The organism is Streptomyces sp. NPDC033270 (assembly GCF_055576575.1).
In genome coordinates this window covers 1-16,420 of the sequence record NZ_JBVIRA010000056.1, presented here as the reverse complement: position 1 = coordinate 16,420, position 16,420 = coordinate 1, and the positions used below count along the sequence as shown (strand labels likewise).

Genomic DNA, 16,420 nt, shown 5'->3' with positions numbered 1-16,420 from the left:
CCTTCCTGTTTTTGCGGCTTTTCCTCAGAAGCCCCCCCCCCCAGCCCAACCCCCCAACCCCCCCCCGGCAGAAACACCCCCCCCCCCCCCCCCCCCCCGCCGCTTCCCCCCCCCCCCCCCCCCCCCCCCCCCCCCCCGCTCCGACTTGAGTACCTTCGTACGACTCTGTGCGTCAGACCTCGACGACCACGGGGAGGATCATCGGGCGGCGGCGGTAGTTGTCCGACACCCACTTGCCGACCGAGCGGCGGACCAGCTGCTGGAGCTGGTGGGGCTCCGTGATGCCGTCCTGGGCCGACTTGGCGAGGGCCTCATCGATCTTGGGGATCACGGCGGAGAAGGCCGCATCGTCGATTCCCGAACCACGGGCGTGGATGTGGGGACCACCGACGATCTTGCCGGTGCTGCTGTCCACGACGACGTAGACGGAGATGAGGCCTTCGTCGCCCAGGATCCGGCGGTCCTTGAGGTGGGCCTCGGTGACATCGCCGACCGACAGGCCGTCGACGTAGACATAGCCCGCCTGGACCTTGCCGGTGATCCTCGCGACGCCGTCGACCAGGTCGACCACGACGCCGTCCTCGGCGATGACGATCCGGTCCTTCCGCACGCCGGTCAGCGCGCCCAGCTCGGCGTTGGCGCGCAGATGGCGCCACTCGCCGTGCACCGGCATCAGGTTCTTCGGCTTGCAGATGTTGTAGAAGTACAGCAGCTCGCCAGCCGAGGCGTGGCCCGAGACATGGACCTTGGCGTTGCCCTTGTGGACGACGTTGGCACCCCAGCGGGTCAGTCCGTTGATCACCCGGTAGACCGCGTTCTCGTTGCCCGGGATGAGCGAGGACGCCAGGATCACGGTGTCGCCCTGGACGATCCGGATCTGGTGGTCGCGGTTGGCCATCCGGGACAGCGCCGCCATCGGCTCGCCCTGGGAGCCCGTGCAGACCAGCACGACCTCGTCGTCGGGGAGGTCGTCGAGGGTCTTGACGTCGACGACCAGGCCGGCGGGGACCTTCAGATAGCCCAGCTCGCGGGCGATGCCCATGTTGCGGACCATCGAGCGGCCGACGAAGGCGACCCGGCGGCCGTACTCGTGGGCCGCGTCGAGGATCTGCTGGATGCGGTGCACATGGCTGGCGAAGCTGGCGACGATGATGCGCTTCTGGGCGTTCGCGAAGACCTGGCGCAGCACGTTGGAGATGTCGCGCTCGGGCGGGACGAAGCCGGGGACCTCGGCGTTCGTGGAGTCGGAGAGGAGGAGGTCGATGCCCTCCTCGCCGAGCCTGGCGAACGCGGGGAGGTCGGTCAGGCGCCGGTCCAGCGGGAGCTGGTCCATCTTGAAGTCGCCGGTGTGCACGACCATGCCCGCGGGGGTGCGGATGGCGACGGCCAGCGCGTCGGGGATGGAGTGGTTGACCGCGACGAACTCGCAGTCGAAGGAGCCGATCTTCTCGGTGTGCCCCTCCTTCACCTCCAGGGTGTAGGGGCGGATCCGGTGCTCCTGAAGCTTCGCCTCGATCAGGGCGAGGGTCAGCTTCGAGCCGATCAGGGGGATGTCCGGCTTCTCGCGCAGGAGGTAGGGGACACCGCCGATGTGGTCCTCGTGGCCGTGCGTGAGCACGATGCCGTCGATGTCGTCGAGGCGGTCCCTGATGGACGAGAAGTCCGGCAGGATCAGGTCGATTCCGGGCTGCTCCTCCTCGGGGAAGAGCACTCCGCAGTCGACGATCAGCAGCCGGCCGCCGTATTCGAAGACCGTCATGTTGCGGCCGATCTCACCCAGGCCGCCGAGGGGGGTGACGCGCAGGCCGCCCTTGGGAAGCTTCGGCGGAGCGCCGAGCTCAGGATGCGGATGACTCAAAAGACTCTCCTCACCACACGCGCCACGCTGCCGTCGAGGCACGTGGCGCGCATGACATTCGTGCACTTGCTATGTGGCGGTTTGTTGGTCCGTATTCAGTTATGAAGTCTGTGTTCAGAGCTGTACCCCGCCGGCGGCGAGATCGCGCTTGAGCTGTTCGGTCTCTTCGGGGGAGAGCTCGACGAGCGGCAGGCGCAGCGGGCCGGCGGGCAGGTTCTGCAGGCCGAGGGCGGCCTTGGTGGTGATCACGCCCTGGGTGCGGAACATGCCGGTGAAGACGGGCAGCAGCTGCTGGTGGATCTCGGTGGCCTTGGTGACGTCGCCGTTGAGGTGGGCGTCCAGGAGGGCGCGCAGCTCGGGGGTGACGATGTGGCCCACCACGGAGACGAGCCCGATGGCTCCGACCGAGAGCAGCGGGAGGTTCAGCATGTCGTCGCCGCTGTACCAGGCGAGGCCGGAGCGGGCGATCGCCCAGCTGGCGCGGCCGAGGTCGCCCTTGGCGTCCTTGTTGGCGACGATCCGGGGGTGCTCGGAGAGCCGGACGAGGGTCTCGGTGTTGATCGGGACGCCGCTGCGGCCGGGGATGTCATAGAGCATGACCGGCAGGTCGGTGGCGTCCGCGATCGCCGTGAAGTGCCGCAGCAGGCCCTCCTGCGGCGGCTTGCTGTAGTACGGCGTCACCGCGAGCAGGCCGTGGGCGCCGGCGTCCTGGGCGGCGCGGGCCAGCTCGAGGCTGTGACGGGTGTCGTTGGTGCCGGCTCCGGCGACGACGAAGGCGCGGTCGCCGACCGCATCGACCACGGCGCGGACGAGCTGGGCTTTCTCCGCGTCGCTCGTGGTCGGGGACTCTCCGGTGGTGCCGTTGACGACGAGGCCGTCGTTACCGGCGTCCACCAGGTGGGCGGCGAGCCGCTGCGCGCCGTCGAGGTCGAGGGCGCCATCCGCCGTGAACGGCGTGACCATGGCGGTCAGCACCCGCCCGAAGGGGGTCTGCGGTGTGGAAGTCGGAGCCATGGGTCCCACGCTACTCGTAGCTCACCGCGGGGTGCGCCTCCGGGGAGCAGGGATGTGGACTCCGGCACTGCCTGCTCGGGGGTTCAAGCAGTGCCGGGTCCGTCTGTTCAGCGTAGATGAACTTCACAAAGTGCCGCAATCCGGACATCTCGCAGGGCTGCCCTGTGCACCCGGTATCCGGCCCGCCGCCTGGGCTTTACGGCGCGATCCGGCCGTTGGCGTTGAATGCGCCGTACGTGAGCGGCATGAGCTTGGCCCAGTGGGCCTCCATCTGCTCCCCGACCATTTCGATCTCGCGCTGCGGGAAGGACGGCACCTTCGCCTGCTCGTGCTGTGTGCGCAGGCCGAGGAAGTGCATCAGCGAGCGTGCGTTGCAGGTCGCGTACATGGAGGAGAACAGGCCGACGGGGAGCACCGCGCGGGCGACCTCGCGGGCGACGCCGGCGGCGAGCATCTCCTGATAGGCCTCGTACGCCTGGCGGTAGGAGTCCTCCATCACGCGGCCGGTGAGCTCGTGCTGCGCCGGGGTGCCCTCGACGAACTCGTACTTGCCGGGGCGGCCCTGCTGGATGAGCTTGCGGGACTCTCCGGGGACGTAGAAGACCGGCTCCAGCTGGCGGTAGCGACCGGACTCCTCGTTGTACGACCAGCCGACGCGGTGGCGCATGAACTCGCGGAAGACGAAGATCGGGGCGCTGATGAAGAACGTCATGGAGTTGTGCTCGAACGGGCTGCCGTGCCGGTCCCGCATAAGGAAGTTGATCAAGCCCTTGGAGCGCTCCGGGTCCTTCTGCAGCTCCTCGAGGGACTGCTCGCCGGCCGTGGAGACGCGGGCCGCCCACAGCACGTCGCTGTCCGCGGCGCTGTGCTTGACCAGCTCGACCGTCACCTCGCTCCGGAAGCTGACGGCTGCACCGTCGGGGCTCTCAGTACTCTCGGCGGGGGTGTGGGACACCGGCGGTTCCTTCCGTTCGATCCTCGTGCGCGACCAGCCTACGGCCCGGCACTGACAGCCGAGAGAATGCGGCGTGATGCCGCGTTAGCCGCAAAAGGGACGGCCTGTAGCAGGGCATGGAGCGGGAGTTGATATTTTTCACAGAAGTCTCGGAAAACGGGCACCAATCGGACGCCACACACGTCTAACCCTGTGACAGTGCCCACTACGAGGTTCCTAGGAGAGCCCGCTCATGTTCCGCCGGCGAGAGCCCGTCCCGTTCGCCTTCGTTGCCGAGGCAGACCGGTTCCGCAGCAATGTCACTCCCCCGCCGCGCGAGCGCGCCTCCCGCGCGCAGCTCCTCGGCCAGTCAATGATCACGCTGACAGTCGTGGGCGGCCTGGCCGGCGCCCTGCTGTTCGGTGTTCCCGCGCTGCAGCAGGACAGCTCGGCCTCCAATCGGACGCATCAGTCCGAGGCGGCCCATCGCTGAACGGGCGAGCGGAGCGGACCACCGAGTGGTTCCGCTCCGCAGGTCCCGATAGCCTCACCGGTCACAGCTTCCGTCAGCACGTTCGTCAGTGCTGAGCCGCCCCGAGTGAGGATCAGCCGTGCCCCTGCCCTTCCTGACGGCCGACCGCGACCTCGATGCCGATGCCGCGGATTCGGCCGCGCTGCCGCATGACGAGCCCGACCACTGGCGCCGTCCCTACCGCCCCGGACCGTGGCGAGTGGGGGCGGCGTCGGTGCTTTTGCTGCTCGCCTCGTTCGTGCTGCTCTCCTCGATGATCATCGCGATGGCGGGCTCGCTGCCCGGAGCCGGGATCGTCGCGGCGGTCGGCGCACTGACGATCGCCCTCGCGCTGCGGCTGCTGAGGGTGGGCGTGTGGGTCAGCACGCACGGCCTGCGGCAGGTGAACCTGCTGCGTACGACGACGGAGCCGTGGAGCGCGCTCGCCTCGGTGGGGACCCGCCAGCAGCCGGTGCGCTGGCTGGGGCTGCCGCGGACGGTGCAGGGGCAGGCGCTGGTCGTCGACCGCAGGCGGGGCGAGCGGCTCCGGACCCTGGTCACCGACCACAACGCCGACTTCCTCAACCGCCCGGAGGCGTTCGAACGGGCCACCGACGTGCTGGAGGCCTGGGCGGCGGAGTACCGCGCCTGAGTCCTGCCCGGTGGGCAGCGTCGGACAGGCCCTGACGCGACCGGCGGGACCGGTCGCGCTCCAGGTCAGGACGCCTGGGACGGCGCGGCGTCGTGCAGAGCGATCGCGCGCTGCATGGCCTTGCGGGCGCGCGGGGTGTCCCGGGCGTCGTGGTAGGCGACCGCCAGGCGGAACCACGTCCGCCAGTCGCCGGGCGCGTCCTCCGTCTCGGCCTGCCGCCGGGTGAAGACCGCATCGGCCGCGGCCCGGTCGATCCGGCCGCCGGGGGTCCGCTCCAGCTCGTCGACCGGCAGTCCCCCCTCGGCCTCCAGCGCGTGCGCCAGCCGGTGCGCGTCGCGCGCGAAGCGGGTGTTGTGCCAGAGGAACCACGCGCCGATGCACGGCAGCACGAAGGCCACCGCGCCCATCCCCATCGCGGCCGGCTCGCCGGTCAGCAGCAGGAGTACGCCCTCCAGCGCCACCACGCCGAAGACGATCACCAGCACGGTGGCGAGGAAGAAGTACGTGATCTTGCCGCCCATGACCGTCCGCCTCAGTCCAGGTCGAGGAAGTGTTCCAGGCCCACGGTCAGGCCCGGCGTGCTCACCACCCGGCGCACACCGAGCAGGATGCCCGGCATGAAGCTGCTGTGGTGCAGGGAGTCATGGCGGATGGTGAGCGTCTCGCCCTCCCCGCCGAACAGCACCTCCTGGTGGGCCAGCAGCCCGCGCAGCCGTACCGAGTGCACCGGCACGCCGTCCACGTCCGCGCCGCGGGCACCGTCCAGCGCGGTGCTGGTGGCGTCCGGCTGCGGGGCGCAGCCGGCCTCCTCGCGGGCCTTGGCGATCAGCTGGGCGGTGCGGGCGGCGGTGCCGGACGGGGCGTCCGCCTTCTTCGGGTGGTGCAGCTCGACGACCTCGACCGACTCGAAGAAGCGCGCCGCCTGCTGGGCGAACCGCATGGTCAGCACCGCACCGATGGAGAAGTTCGGGGCGATCAGCACGCCCGCCTCCGGCGAGGCGGCGAGAGAGGTGCGCAGCTGCGCGAGGCGCTCATCGGTCCAGCCGGTGGTGCCGACCACCGCGTGGATGCCGTGCCGCACACAGAAGTCGAGGTTGCCCATCACCGCGCCGGGGTTGGTCAGCTCGACCACGACCTGGGCGCCGGCCTCGACCAGCGTCTCCAGCTTGTCCCCCCGGCCGAGCCCGGCGACCAGCTCCATGTCCTCGGCGGCCTCGACGGCCCGTACGGCCTCGGAGCCGATGCGTCCCTGGGCTCCGAGTACGGCCACGCGCAGCTTGCTCATCGTTTCCAGTCTCTCTCTCGGTGGTACGGCGGCGGGCCTAGGCGACGACGTCGTCCAGGCGTGCCGCCTGCCGGTCCTTCAGGGGGCCGATGACGGACAGCGAGGGGCGGTGGCCGAGCACGTCGCGGGCCACCTCGCGGACCTCGTCGGGGGTGACGGCCGCTATCCGGGCGAGCATCTCGTCGACCGACATCTGCCCGCCCCAGCACAGCTCGCTCTTGCCGATGCGGTGCATCAGCGCGCCGGTGTCCTCCAGGCCGAGGACGGTGGATCCGCGCAGCTGGCCGATGGCGCGGTGGATCTCGTCGTCGCTGAGGCCGTGCGCCGCCACCTGGTCGAGCTCGTCGCGGCAGATCTTGAGGACGTCGTGCACCTGGCTGGGGCGGCAGCCGGCGTAGACGCCGAAGAGGCCGCAGTCGGCGAAGCCCGAGGTGTAGGAGTACACGCTGTAGGCCAGGCCGCGCTTCTCCCGGACCTCCTGGAAGAGCCGGGACGACATGCCGCCGCCCAGGGCCGTGTTCAGCACGCCCATCGCCCAGCGGCGGTCGTCGGTGCGTGCCATGCCGGGCATCCCGAGGATCACATGGGCCTGCTCGGTCCTGCGGTTGAGCAGCTCCACGCGTCCGGCGGTGCGGATGGCGCGGGCGCCGGAGCGCGGGGCGATCGGGACGGCGTCCGTCCGCTCCAGGGCCCCGGCCTGCTCGAAGGCGCGGCGGACCATGCGGACGACCTTGGCGTGGTCGATGTTGCCGGCGGCGGTGACGACCAGGTGCGTGGGGTCGTAGTGCTTCTTGTAGAACCGGCGGACGCGATCGGCGGTGAGGGCGTTGACGGTGTCGACGGTGCCCAGGACCGGGCGGCCGAGCGGGGTGTCACCGAGCATGGTGTGCGCGAACAGGTCGTGCACACAGTCGCCGGGGTCGTCCTCGGTCATCGCGATCTCTTCGAGGATGACCCCGCGCTCGGCGTCCACGTCCTCGGCCTCGATCAGCGAGCCGGTGAGCATGTCGCAGACCACGTCTATGGCCAGCGGCAGGTCGGTGTCGAGCACCCGCGCGTAGTAGCAGGTGTACTCCTTCGCGGTGAAGGCGTTCATCTCGCCGCCGACCGCGTCGATGGCGGCGGAGATGTCCAGCGCGCTGCGCCGCTCGGTGCCCTTGAAGAGCAGGTGCTCGAGGTAGTGCGTGGCGCCGTTGAGGGACGGGGTCTCGTCGCGGGAGCCGACGTGCGCCCAGATCCCGAAGGTCACGGAGCGGACCGACGGCAGCGTCTCGGTGACGATGCGCAGGCCGCCGGGGAGGGTGGTCCGGCGGACCGTGCCGGCGCCCGCGGTGCCCTTGAGAAGCGTTTGGGTACGGGCGACGGCCCGCCCCTCCGAAGAGGTGCGGGCCGTCGTCCTGTGCGTACGGGACGTCACTTGTCGGTGTCGTCCTTCGCGTCGGCCGTGGCGGTGTCCTCTTCCTCGATCACGGGGATCAGGGAGAGCTTGCCGCGCTGGTCGATCTCGGCGATCTCGACCTGGACCTTGGCGCCCACCGCGAGCACGTCCTCGACGTTCTCCACGCGCTTGCCGCCGGCGAGCTTGCGGATCTGCGAGATGTGCAGCAGGCCGTCCTTGCCCGGGAGCAGGGAGACGAACGCACCGAAGGTGGTGGTCTTGACGACCGTGCCCAGGTAACGCTCGCCGACCTCCGGCATGGTCGGGTTGGCGATGCCGTTGATCGTGGCGCGGGCGGCCTCGGCGGCCGGGCCGTCGGCGGCACCGATGTAGATGGTGCCGTCGTCCTCGATCGTGATGTCGGCGCCGGTGTCCTCCTGGATCTGGTTGATCATCTTGCCCTTGGGGCCGATGACCTCACCGATCTTGTCCACCGGGATCTTGACGGTGATGATCCGCGGCGCGTTCGGGGACATCTCGTCCGGAACGTCGATCGCCTCGTTCATCACGTCCAGGATGTGCATCCGCGCGTCGCGGGCCTGCTTGAGGGCCGCGGCCAGGACGGAGGCCGGGATGCCGTCCAGCTTGGTGTCGAGCTGGAGGGCGGTCACGAAGGTCTTCGTGCCGGCGACCTTGAAGTCCATGTCACCGAAGGCGTCCTCCGCACCGAGGATGTCGGTGAGGGTGACGTAGTGGGTCTCGCCGTCGATCTCCTGGGAGATCAGGCCCATGGCGATGCCCGCGACCGGGGCCTTGAGCGGCACACCGGCGTTGAACAGCGACATGGTCGAGGCGCAGACCGAGCCCATGGACGTGGAGCCGTTGGAGCCGAGGGCCTCGGAGACCTGACGGATCGCGTACGGGAACTCCTCGCGGGTCGGCAGCACCGGCGTCAGCGCGCGCTCGGCGAGCGCACCGTGGCCGATCTCGCGGCGCTTGGGGGAGCCGACGCGACCGGTCTCACCGGTGGAGTAGGGCGGGAAGTTGTAGTTGTGCATGTAGCGCTTGCGGGTCACCGGGGAGAGGGTGTCCAGCTGCTGCTCCATACGGAGCATGTTGAGGGTGGTGACGCCCAGGATCTGGGTCTCGCCACGCTCGAACAGCGCGGAACCGTGCACCCGCGGGATGGCCTCGACCTCGGCGGCCAGCGTACGGATGTCCGTGACGCCGCGGCCGTCGATGCGCTTCTTCTCCTTGATGACGCGCTCACGGACCAGGGTCTTGGTCAGCGAGCGGTACGCGGCGGAGATCTCCTTCTCGCGGCCCTCGAACTCCGGCAGCAGCTTCTCGGCGGCCAGGCCCTTGACGCGGTCCAGCTCGGACTCGCGCTCCTGCTTGCCGGCGATGGTCAGCGCCTGGGCGAGCTCGTCCTTGACGGCCTTGGTGAGGGCCTCCAGGACGTCGTCCTGGTAGTCGAGGAAGATCGGGAACTCGCCGACCGGCTTGGCGGCCTTGGCGGCGAGGTCCGACTGCGCCTTGCACAGGGCCTTGATGAACGGCTTGGCGGCCTCGAGACCGGCGGCCACGACCTCCTCGGTCGGGGCCTCGGCGCCGTCCTTGACGAGCTGGATGGTCTTCTCGGTGGCCTCGGCCTCGACCATCATGATCGCGACGTCGCCGTCCGGGAGGACGCGGCCGGCCACGACCATGTCGAAGACGGCGTCCTCGAGCTCGGTGTGGGTCGGGAAGGCGACCCACTGGCCCTTGATCAGGGCGACGCGGGTACCGCCGATGGGGCCGGAGAAGGGCAGGCCGGCCAGCTGCGTGGAGCAGGAGGCGGCGTTGATGGCGACCACGTCGTAGAGGTGGTCGGGGTTGAGCGCCATGATCGTCTCGACGATCTGGATCTCGTTGCGCAGGCCCTTCTTGAAGGACGGGCGCAGCGGGCGGTCGATCAGGCGACAGGTGAGGATGGCGTCCTCGGAGGGACGGCCCTCACGACGGAAGAAGGAGCCGGGGATCTTCCCGGCTGCGTACATCCGCTCCTCGACGTCGACGGTCAGCGGGAAGAAGTCCAGCTGGTCCTTCGGGTTCTTGGAGGCGGTGGTGGCCGACAGCACCATGGTGTCGTCGTCCAGGTACGCGACGGCGGAGCCGGCGGCCTGCTTGGCCAGGCGGCCCGTCTCGAAGCGGATGGTGCGGGTGCCGAAAGAGCCGTTGTCGATCACGGCTTCGGCGTAGTGGGTCTCGTTCTCCACCAGGAATATCTCCTCGTCTGCGTCTGCTGCCCGTATGGCGGCAGACCGTCTTCGGTGGAGCGCCGGTGCGGGCCGGTCTTCGATCGAAGCACCCGGAGGGGGTCGCATGCCGTGCATGGACCGTCCGGGGGCCACTACCGAGGACCGGCGGCCAGGAGGCGCTCCTACCGCGTTCACTTTTGCGATATGGCACCAGACTACAAAGCTTCCGTCCACCATGAGATGGCGTAGGCGTCCGGTGCGTACGGCAAAGGGAGCGGCCCCCGGTGGGAACCGCTCCCTATGCGGCGCTTTTATGGACTACTTGGCGCCCGCCGCGCCGCGGCGGATGCCCAGGCGCTCGACCAGCGCGCGGAAGCGCGTGATGTCCTTCTTCGCCAGGTACTGCAGCAGGCGGCGGCGCTGGCCGACGAGCAGCAGCAGACCACGGCGGGAGTGGTGGTCGTGCTTGTGGGTCTTGAGGTGCTCGGTCAGGTCCGAGATGCGGCGGGTGAGCATCGCGACCTGGACCTCGGGGGAGCCGGTGTCACCCTCCTTGGTGGCGAACTCGGTCATGATCTGCTTCTTCGTAGCGGCGTCGAGCGACACGCGGTACTCCTCTGGGTTTCGGTCCGTGAGCGCCCCTGGTTTGCCTCACAGGGAATCTTGGATGACTCGACCGGACCGTCACACAGCGTACCAGCTGCGAAACGGCCCCCCGACCGGGTGGTCGGAGGGCCGTGGCACGGGCGGGTGGCGGCGCTAGCTGCCGGTGAGGCCGCGGACCTCGCTGTAGACGTCCAGGACCGCCAGGCACAGCGGCACCAGGGACAGCAGGACCAGGCCGTCGAAGACGTCGAAGATCCGGCCCCAGAAGGGGGTGACGCCCTTGCGCGGGACGATCAGGCCGACGCCGACCAGGAGGGCGGCGCCCACCGCGATGCTGCTGGAGAACCAGACGGTGCGGATGTTCAGCGGACCGGCGTCCTGGTACTGCATGAGGTCGACGAAGATGTCCGTCGGCGGGTGCAGCGTGATGCCCATGATCAGCAGGACGATCGTCAGGATGCCGGCGATGGTCAGGCAGGCGACCTGCGCGGTGTAGTCGAAGAGCCGGGCGCGCAGCATGATCGTGATGCCGGCGGCCAGGGCCAGCAGCTGGGCCCACATGTTGTCGGAGAAGCCGAGGACGATACCGGCCGAGCCCACGACCAGGGCGGCGCAGCCGGCGACCAGGCCGAGCAGCAGCTCGTGCCCGCGCTTGGCCTGGTTTCCGATCTTGACGAAGTCGACGGACTCGGTCTCGCCGCCGTTGTCGAAGGAGCCCTTGGCGATCTGGTCGGGCGACTTGTAGCCGATGGGCAGCCGGGCGAAGCGGGCGGAGAGGCCCGGCAGCCAGGCGACCATCGCGATGGCGACGACGGCGGTGACGGCGGCGACCTCGCGGGGCTCGGCGTCGGTGAGGATCGCGGCGAAGACCGCGAGGGTGCCGATGGCGGACAGGAAGGCGGCCGCGACGAAGGGTGCGTCACCGCGCGGCAGCAGGACCACCAGGAGCACGGAGGCGATCAGTACGGTCACACAGCCGACGAGCAGGTGCAGCCGGCCGGGGCCGGCGCCCTCCTCGACGGGGAAGATGCCGGAGCCGGCGATCAGCAGATGCGGCAGCGCGGCCAGGCCCAGCGCGATGGAGGAGGCGTGGTCGTCGTAGACCCGGGCGCGGACACCGGCCAGCGCGACCAGGACGATGCCGACGACGCCGGCGATGATGCCGGGCAGGCGGTGCATGTCGCGGTCGGCGGGGTTGGAGAACCACAGGGCGAACGCCATCATCACGAGCAGCAGCACACCGGCGGTGAGGCCGACGACGTGCATCAGGTCGTCGCTCCAGCGGCTGCGGTTGCGCTTGACCGCGGAGGCGACGGCGTCGGAGACGTCGTCGAAGACCGGGAGCGGCAGCGATTCGGCGAACGGCTTCAGCAGCAGCAGGTCGCCGTCGAGGATCTGCTGCTGCGCGAGCGACTGCCCGGCGTCGAGGACCGTGCCGTCGCGGCGTACGAGGTGGTAGCCGGTCGGTGCGCCTTCGGCCTGGGACTGCCCGGAGAGCCGCAGGATCTCCGGATAAATGTCGACGAGTGCGACGTCCTCCGGCAGAGCCACGTCGATCCGTGCGTCCGGCGCGGCGACTGTGACCCGGCAAAAGCCGGTGCCAGTGCTCGTGCTCACCTGGCGGTTCCCCCTATCCGTTGGGCGTTTTGTCGCTTCGCGCGCCGTATATATAGAGCCGTCACTGCGGGGCTGTAGGCACGCTCGCGAGGCGTCAGCGTACCGTCCAATTCAGCGACCGCCCCACCCGCCCCGAGACTTGACGCTTAACAGTAGGATCAACGCCTGGTTCGGGCCAAGGACTTGGCTCGGGGGGACCGTCGAATCCAACGGGGGCGGTCCGAGACTGCGAGATGCATGAAGGACTGATGCCTCGGTGAGCGTTGTCATCGTCAAGCGCCCGCCCCGCGCGCTGCCACCCGAAGTCCCCTCGGAGGAGGTGACACTCGAGGCACCTCCGGAGCTGCCGCGTGAAGGCGAATCGGAGAACATGCTGATGACCCTTATGCCCATGATGGGCATGGCGTCATCCGCGGGGTTCCTGTTCATGGGCAATCAGCCGTTCATGAAAATCATGGGCGGCTTTATGGTGGCGTCCACTCTGGCAATGGCGATCGTACAGATCGTCAAAGCCCGCCAGGGGCCTTCCGGACAAATGCTTCAGGAGCGTCAGGATTACCTCAAGTACCTGACGCAGAAGCGGAAAGAGGTGCGGCGCACCGCGCGCAAACAGCGGGACGCGCAGCTCTTCACGCACCCCGACCCGAGCCAGTTGTGGTCCATCGTGGCCGAGGGCAAACGGGTGTGGGAACGGCGGGCGACCGACCCCGACTTCGGGCAGGTGCGGCTCGGGCTCGGGCCGCAGCAGCTGGCCACCCCGCTGAGGGCGCCGGAGACCGCGCCGGTCGACGAGCTGGAACCGCTCACCGCGCATGCGATGAAGGAGTTCCTCGACAAGCACGGGCAGTTGGACAACCTGCCGCTGGCGGTCTCGCTGCGCGCCTTCTACCACCTGACCGTCTCCGGCGACCCGGACACGGTCTACGGCGCCTCGCGCGCGATCATCGCCCAGCTGTGCACCCTGCACTCGCCCGAGGACCTGGTGGTGGCGGTCGTCGCCGCACCCGGTGCGCAGGCCGAGTGGGAGTGGACGAAGTGGCTGCCGCAGGTCCAGGACAAGTCCACGGACGGCGCGGGCAGCCGCCGGCTGGTCGTCGGTGACCTCGGTGAGGTCGAGGAACTGCTGGCGGACGAGCTGGAGGGCCGCGGGCGGTTCAACCCGCAGGGCACTCCGGTGACCGACACCCCGCATGTGGTGGTCGTGCTCGACGGCGGCGAGGTCCCGATGGACTCGGTGATCGCCGGCGCCGAGGGCCTGCAGGGCGTCACCATCCTGGAGGTCGTCCCGGGCGACCTGGACGAGATCCGCGGCGGTCTGGCCGTGCAGGTGTGGCCGGGCAAGCTGGTGCTGGAGTCGGCCAGCGGCGCGGTCTACCACGGTGTCTGCGACACCCTGTCGATCGCCGAGTCGGAGGCGCTGGCGCGTCAGCTGGCCCCGCTGCGGGCGGGTTCGGGTGCCGACGGCGAGGAACCGCTGCTGTCCGCCCTGGACTTCACCGACCTGCTCAACATCGGCGACGCCGGTTCTCTGGACGTGTCGCGTACGTGGCGGCCCCGGACGCTGGCCGAGCGCCTGCGGGTCCCGATCGGTGTCGACCGCGACGGCCAGCCGGTCATGCTGGACATCAAGGAAGCCTCGCAGCAGGGCATGGGCCCGCACGGCCTGTGTGTCGGTGCGACCGGTTCCGGTAAGTCCGAGGTGCTGCGCACCCTGGTGCTGGCGCTCGCGGTCACGCACTCCTCGGAGACGCTGAACTTCATCCTCGCGGACTTCAAGGGTGGCGCGACCTTCACCGGTATGTCGGAGATGCCGCACGTCGCGGCGGTCATCACCAACCTCGGTGAGGACGTCACACTGATCGACCGCATGCGCGACTCGATCACCGGTGAGCTCCAGCGGCGCCAGGAGCTGCTGCGCTCCGCGGGCAACTACGCCAACATCACCGACTACGAGAAGGCGCGTGCCGCGGGTGCCCCGCTGGACCCGCTGCCGTCGCTGGTGATGATCATCGACGAGTTCTCCGAGCTGCTCGCCGCCAAGCCCGACTTCATCGAGATGTTCATCCAGATCGGCCGGATCGGCCGTTCGATGGGTGTGCACATGCTGCTCGCCTCGCAGCGTCTGGAAGAGGGCAAGCTGCGCGGTCTGGACACCTTCCTGTCCTACCGGCTGGGTCTGCGGACGTTCTCCGCGGCCGAGTCGCGGACCGCGATCGGTGTGCCGGACGCCTACCACCTGCCGAACGTCCCCGGTTCCGGCATCCTGAAGTACGACACCGAGACGATGGTCCAGTTCAAGGCCGCCTACGTCTCCGGTACCTACCGCGGCCCGGGTGGCGGCGGCCGCAGCGGCCCCGGTGGCCGGTCGACGCGGATGCCGGTGCCCTTCACCGCGGCCCCGGTCATCGAGCAGATCATCGAGGAGCCGGTGGCCGTCGAGGCGGCCGAGCCGGAGATCGACGACGCGCTCGCCGACACCGTGCTGGACGTCATGGTCCAGCGGATGCAGGGCCAGGGCCCGCCGGCGCACCAGGTGTGGCTGCCGCCGCTGGAGGAGGCGCCGACGGTCAACCAGCTGCTGCCGACGCTGGCGGTCACCCCCGAGCGGGGCGTGCACGCGGCGGAGTACACCGCGCTCGGCAAGCTCGTGGTGCCGGTCGCGCTGGTGGACAAGCCGTTCGAGCAGCGGCGCGACGTGATGTACCTGGACTTCTCCGCCGGTGCCGGTCACGGTCTGGTCGTGGGCGGTCCGCAGTCGGGCAAGTCGACCCTGGTCCGTTCCGCCATCGCGGCGTTCGCGCTCACCCACACCCCTGCCGAGGTGCAGTTCTACTGCCTCGACTTCGGCGGCGGCGGCATGCTGACGATGGAGGACCTGCCGCACGTCGGCGGTGTCGCCTCGCGTCTGGACGCGGAGAAGGTCCGCCGTACGGTCGCCGAGGTCGTCGGCATCCTCAACCAGCGTGAGGAGTTCTTCCGGCAGAACAGCATCGACTCGATCGCGACCTACCGCCAGCGGCGGGCCGCGGGCGCCTTCCCCGACGAGAAGTGGGGCGACGTCTTCCTGATCATCGATGGCTGGGCGACGTTCAAGACCGACTACGAGCAGCTCGACCCGGTGATCCTGGACATCGCCGCCCGGGGTCTCGGTTTCGGTGTCCACCTGATCATCGCCGGCGCCCGCTACACCGAGGTCCGCCCGGCGCTGCGCGACCAGCTCCTCAACCGCGTCGAGCTGCGCCTCGGTGACCCGATGGAGTCGGAGTTCGACCGCAAGCGCGCCGAGAACGTCCCCATGGGCAAGCCCGGCCGCGGTCTGTCCCCCGAGAAGCTCGACTTCCTCTCGGCGCTGCCGCGCCTGGACGGGATGAGCGACCCGGAGACGATGAGCGACGGCATCGCGAACCTGGTGTCGACGGTCAAGGAGCACTGGCAGGGCGAGCCCGCCCCCAAGGTGCGGATGCTGCCGACGATGCTGCGCGCCACCGATCTGCCCAAGGGCAGCGACTACCCGGAGCACGGGATCGCGATCGGTGTCGACGAGACCACGCTGTCGCCGGCGTTCATCGACTTCGAGACCGACCCGCTGCTGGTCATCTACGGCGAGAGCGAGTCGGGCAAGTCGTCGCTGCTGCGCCTGCTGACCAAGCAGATCGCCGAGCGGTACCCGTCCGACAAGGCGCTGATGGTGGTCTCCGACTACCGTCGCGCGCTGCTCGGCGAGGTCCCGGAGAGCCATCTGTACAAGTACTGCGCCGCGGGTCCGCAGCTGCAGGAGGTCATCAGCGGTCTGGCCGGTTCGCTGGGCCGACGGATGCCCGGGCCGGACGTCACGCCGGAGCAGCTGCGCAACCGCAGCTGGTACGACCTGCCGGACGCGTTCGTGATCGTCGACGACTACGACCTGGTGGCGACCAGCAGCGGCAACCCGCTGCAGCCGCTGCTGGAGTACCTGCCGTTCGCCCGCGACCTGGGTCTGCGCCTGATCATCGCGCGCAGCTCGTCGGGCGCCGGACGGTCGTCGTTCGAGCCGGTGATGCAGCGCACCAAGGAACTCGGTGCGCAGGGTCTGATCCTGTCCGCCGACCCCGCCGAGGGTCCGCTGATGGGCAACGTCAAGGGTCAGCCCCTCACGCCCGGCCGGGCGACGTTCATCACCCGCAAGCGCGGTGCGCAGCTGGTCCAGACGGGCTGGCTGCCGGCCGGCCAGTAGCCGGCGGCACGCACAACGGCGGTGGGGGCCGATGACGAGGTCGACCGAGCCTTCGCGCAGCCCTTCGAGGACGGCCTTGGCCTCGGTGTCGGTCTGGAAGCGGGACAGCGCC

The 16,420-nt window shown here is 69.6% G+C and carries 12 protein-coding genes; 3 read left to right on the top strand and 9 right to left on the bottom strand.

The window, feature by feature from the left end; genetic code table 11:
* Positions 1 to 172: 172 nt before the first annotated feature.
* The 3 genes from ACZ5XZ_RS38730 to thyX all read right to left on the bottom strand — a co-directional run bounded on the left by ACZ5XZ_RS38730 (position 173) and on the right by thyX (position 3,827).
* The gene (locus ACZ5XZ_RS38730; RefSeq protein ID WP_468987127.1) at positions 173 to 1,858 is read right to left on the bottom strand and encodes a ribonuclease J; all 1,686 of its coding nucleotides are present in this window, start codon (positions 1,856 to 1,858) and stop codon (positions 173 to 175) included.
* A gap of 114 nt (positions 1,859 to 1,972) precedes the next feature.
* Positions 1,973 to 2,872: a 4-hydroxy-tetrahydrodipicolinate synthase gene (gene dapA / locus ACZ5XZ_RS38725; RefSeq protein WP_468987125.1), complete on the bottom strand. Its 900-nt coding sequence runs from the start codon at positions 2,870 to 2,872 to the stop codon at positions 1,973 to 1,975.
* Positions 2,873 to 3,068: 196 nt separating this feature from the next.
* Complete coding sequence (thyX, locus tag ACZ5XZ_RS38720) at positions 3,069 to 3,827, bottom strand: FAD-dependent thymidylate synthase (protein WP_468987123.1); 759 nt, start codon at positions 3,825 to 3,827, stop codon at positions 3,069 to 3,071.
* A gap of 232 nt (positions 3,828 to 4,059) precedes the next feature.
* Between thyX and ACZ5XZ_RS38715 the strand changes: the two genes are divergently transcribed.
* Both ACZ5XZ_RS38715 and ACZ5XZ_RS38710 read left to right on the top strand, forming a co-directional pair.
* Positions 4,060 to 4,299: a hypothetical protein gene (locus ACZ5XZ_RS38715; protein ID WP_468987122.1), complete on the top strand. Its 240-nt coding sequence runs from the start codon at positions 4,060 to 4,062 to the stop codon at positions 4,297 to 4,299.
* A gap of 118 nt (positions 4,300 to 4,417) precedes the next feature.
* A complete protein-coding gene (locus ACZ5XZ_RS38710) occupies positions 4,418 to 4,969 on the top strand; it encodes a hypothetical protein (RefSeq protein WP_468987119.1) in 552 nt (183 codons plus the stop codon).
* Between the two features lie 65 nt (positions 4,970 to 5,034).
* On the opposite strand, the gene ACZ5XZ_RS38705 is transcribed toward ACZ5XZ_RS38710, so the two are convergent.
* The 6 genes from ACZ5XZ_RS38705 to eccD all read right to left on the bottom strand — a co-directional run bounded on the left by ACZ5XZ_RS38705 (position 5,035) and on the right by eccD (position 12,095).
* Positions 5,035 to 5,490 (bottom strand): hypothetical protein, encoded by a 456-nt coding sequence (locus ACZ5XZ_RS38705; RefSeq protein WP_468987118.1) that lies wholly within the window; start codon positions 5,488 to 5,490, stop codon positions 5,035 to 5,037.
* Between the two features lie 11 nt (positions 5,491 to 5,501).
* Entirely contained in the window at positions 5,502 to 6,254 is a 753-nt protein-coding gene (dapB, locus tag ACZ5XZ_RS38700) for a 4-hydroxy-tetrahydrodipicolinate reductase (RefSeq protein ID WP_384442872.1), read from the bottom strand.
* Between the two features lie 37 nt (positions 6,255 to 6,291).
* Positions 6,292 to 7,671 (bottom strand): M16 family metallopeptidase, encoded by a 1,380-nt coding sequence (locus tag ACZ5XZ_RS38695; RefSeq protein WP_384442875.1) that lies wholly within the window; start codon positions 7,669 to 7,671, stop codon positions 6,292 to 6,294.
* Positions 7,668 to 9,890 carry a polyribonucleotide nucleotidyltransferase gene (locus tag ACZ5XZ_RS38690; RefSeq protein ID WP_468987117.1) on the bottom strand — a complete coding sequence of 741 codons (2,223 nt, stop codon included), beginning with the start codon at positions 9,888 to 9,890 and terminating at the stop codon, positions 7,668 to 7,670. The genes ACZ5XZ_RS38695 and ACZ5XZ_RS38690 overlap by 4 nt, the downstream gene beginning before the upstream one ends.
* A gap of 300 nt (positions 9,891 to 10,190) precedes the next feature.
* Positions 10,191 to 10,478 (bottom strand): 30S ribosomal protein S15, encoded by a 288-nt coding sequence (gene rpsO / locus ACZ5XZ_RS38685; protein ID WP_130880217.1) that lies wholly within the window; start codon positions 10,476 to 10,478, stop codon positions 10,191 to 10,193.
* A 153-nt stretch (positions 10,479 to 10,631) separates the two neighbouring features.
* Entirely contained in the window at positions 10,632 to 12,095 is a 1,464-nt protein-coding gene (gene eccD, locus ACZ5XZ_RS38680) for a type VII secretion integral membrane protein EccD (protein ID WP_468987114.1), read from the bottom strand.
* 256 nt (positions 12,096 to 12,351) lie between these two features.
* Between eccD and eccCa the strand changes: the two genes are divergently transcribed.
* Positions 12,352 to 16,308: a type VII secretion protein EccCa gene (gene eccCa / locus ACZ5XZ_RS38675; RefSeq protein WP_468987113.1), complete on the top strand. Its 3,957-nt coding sequence runs from the start codon at positions 12,352 to 12,354 to the stop codon at positions 16,306 to 16,308.
* Positions 16,309 to 16,420: the final 112 nt, after the last annotated feature.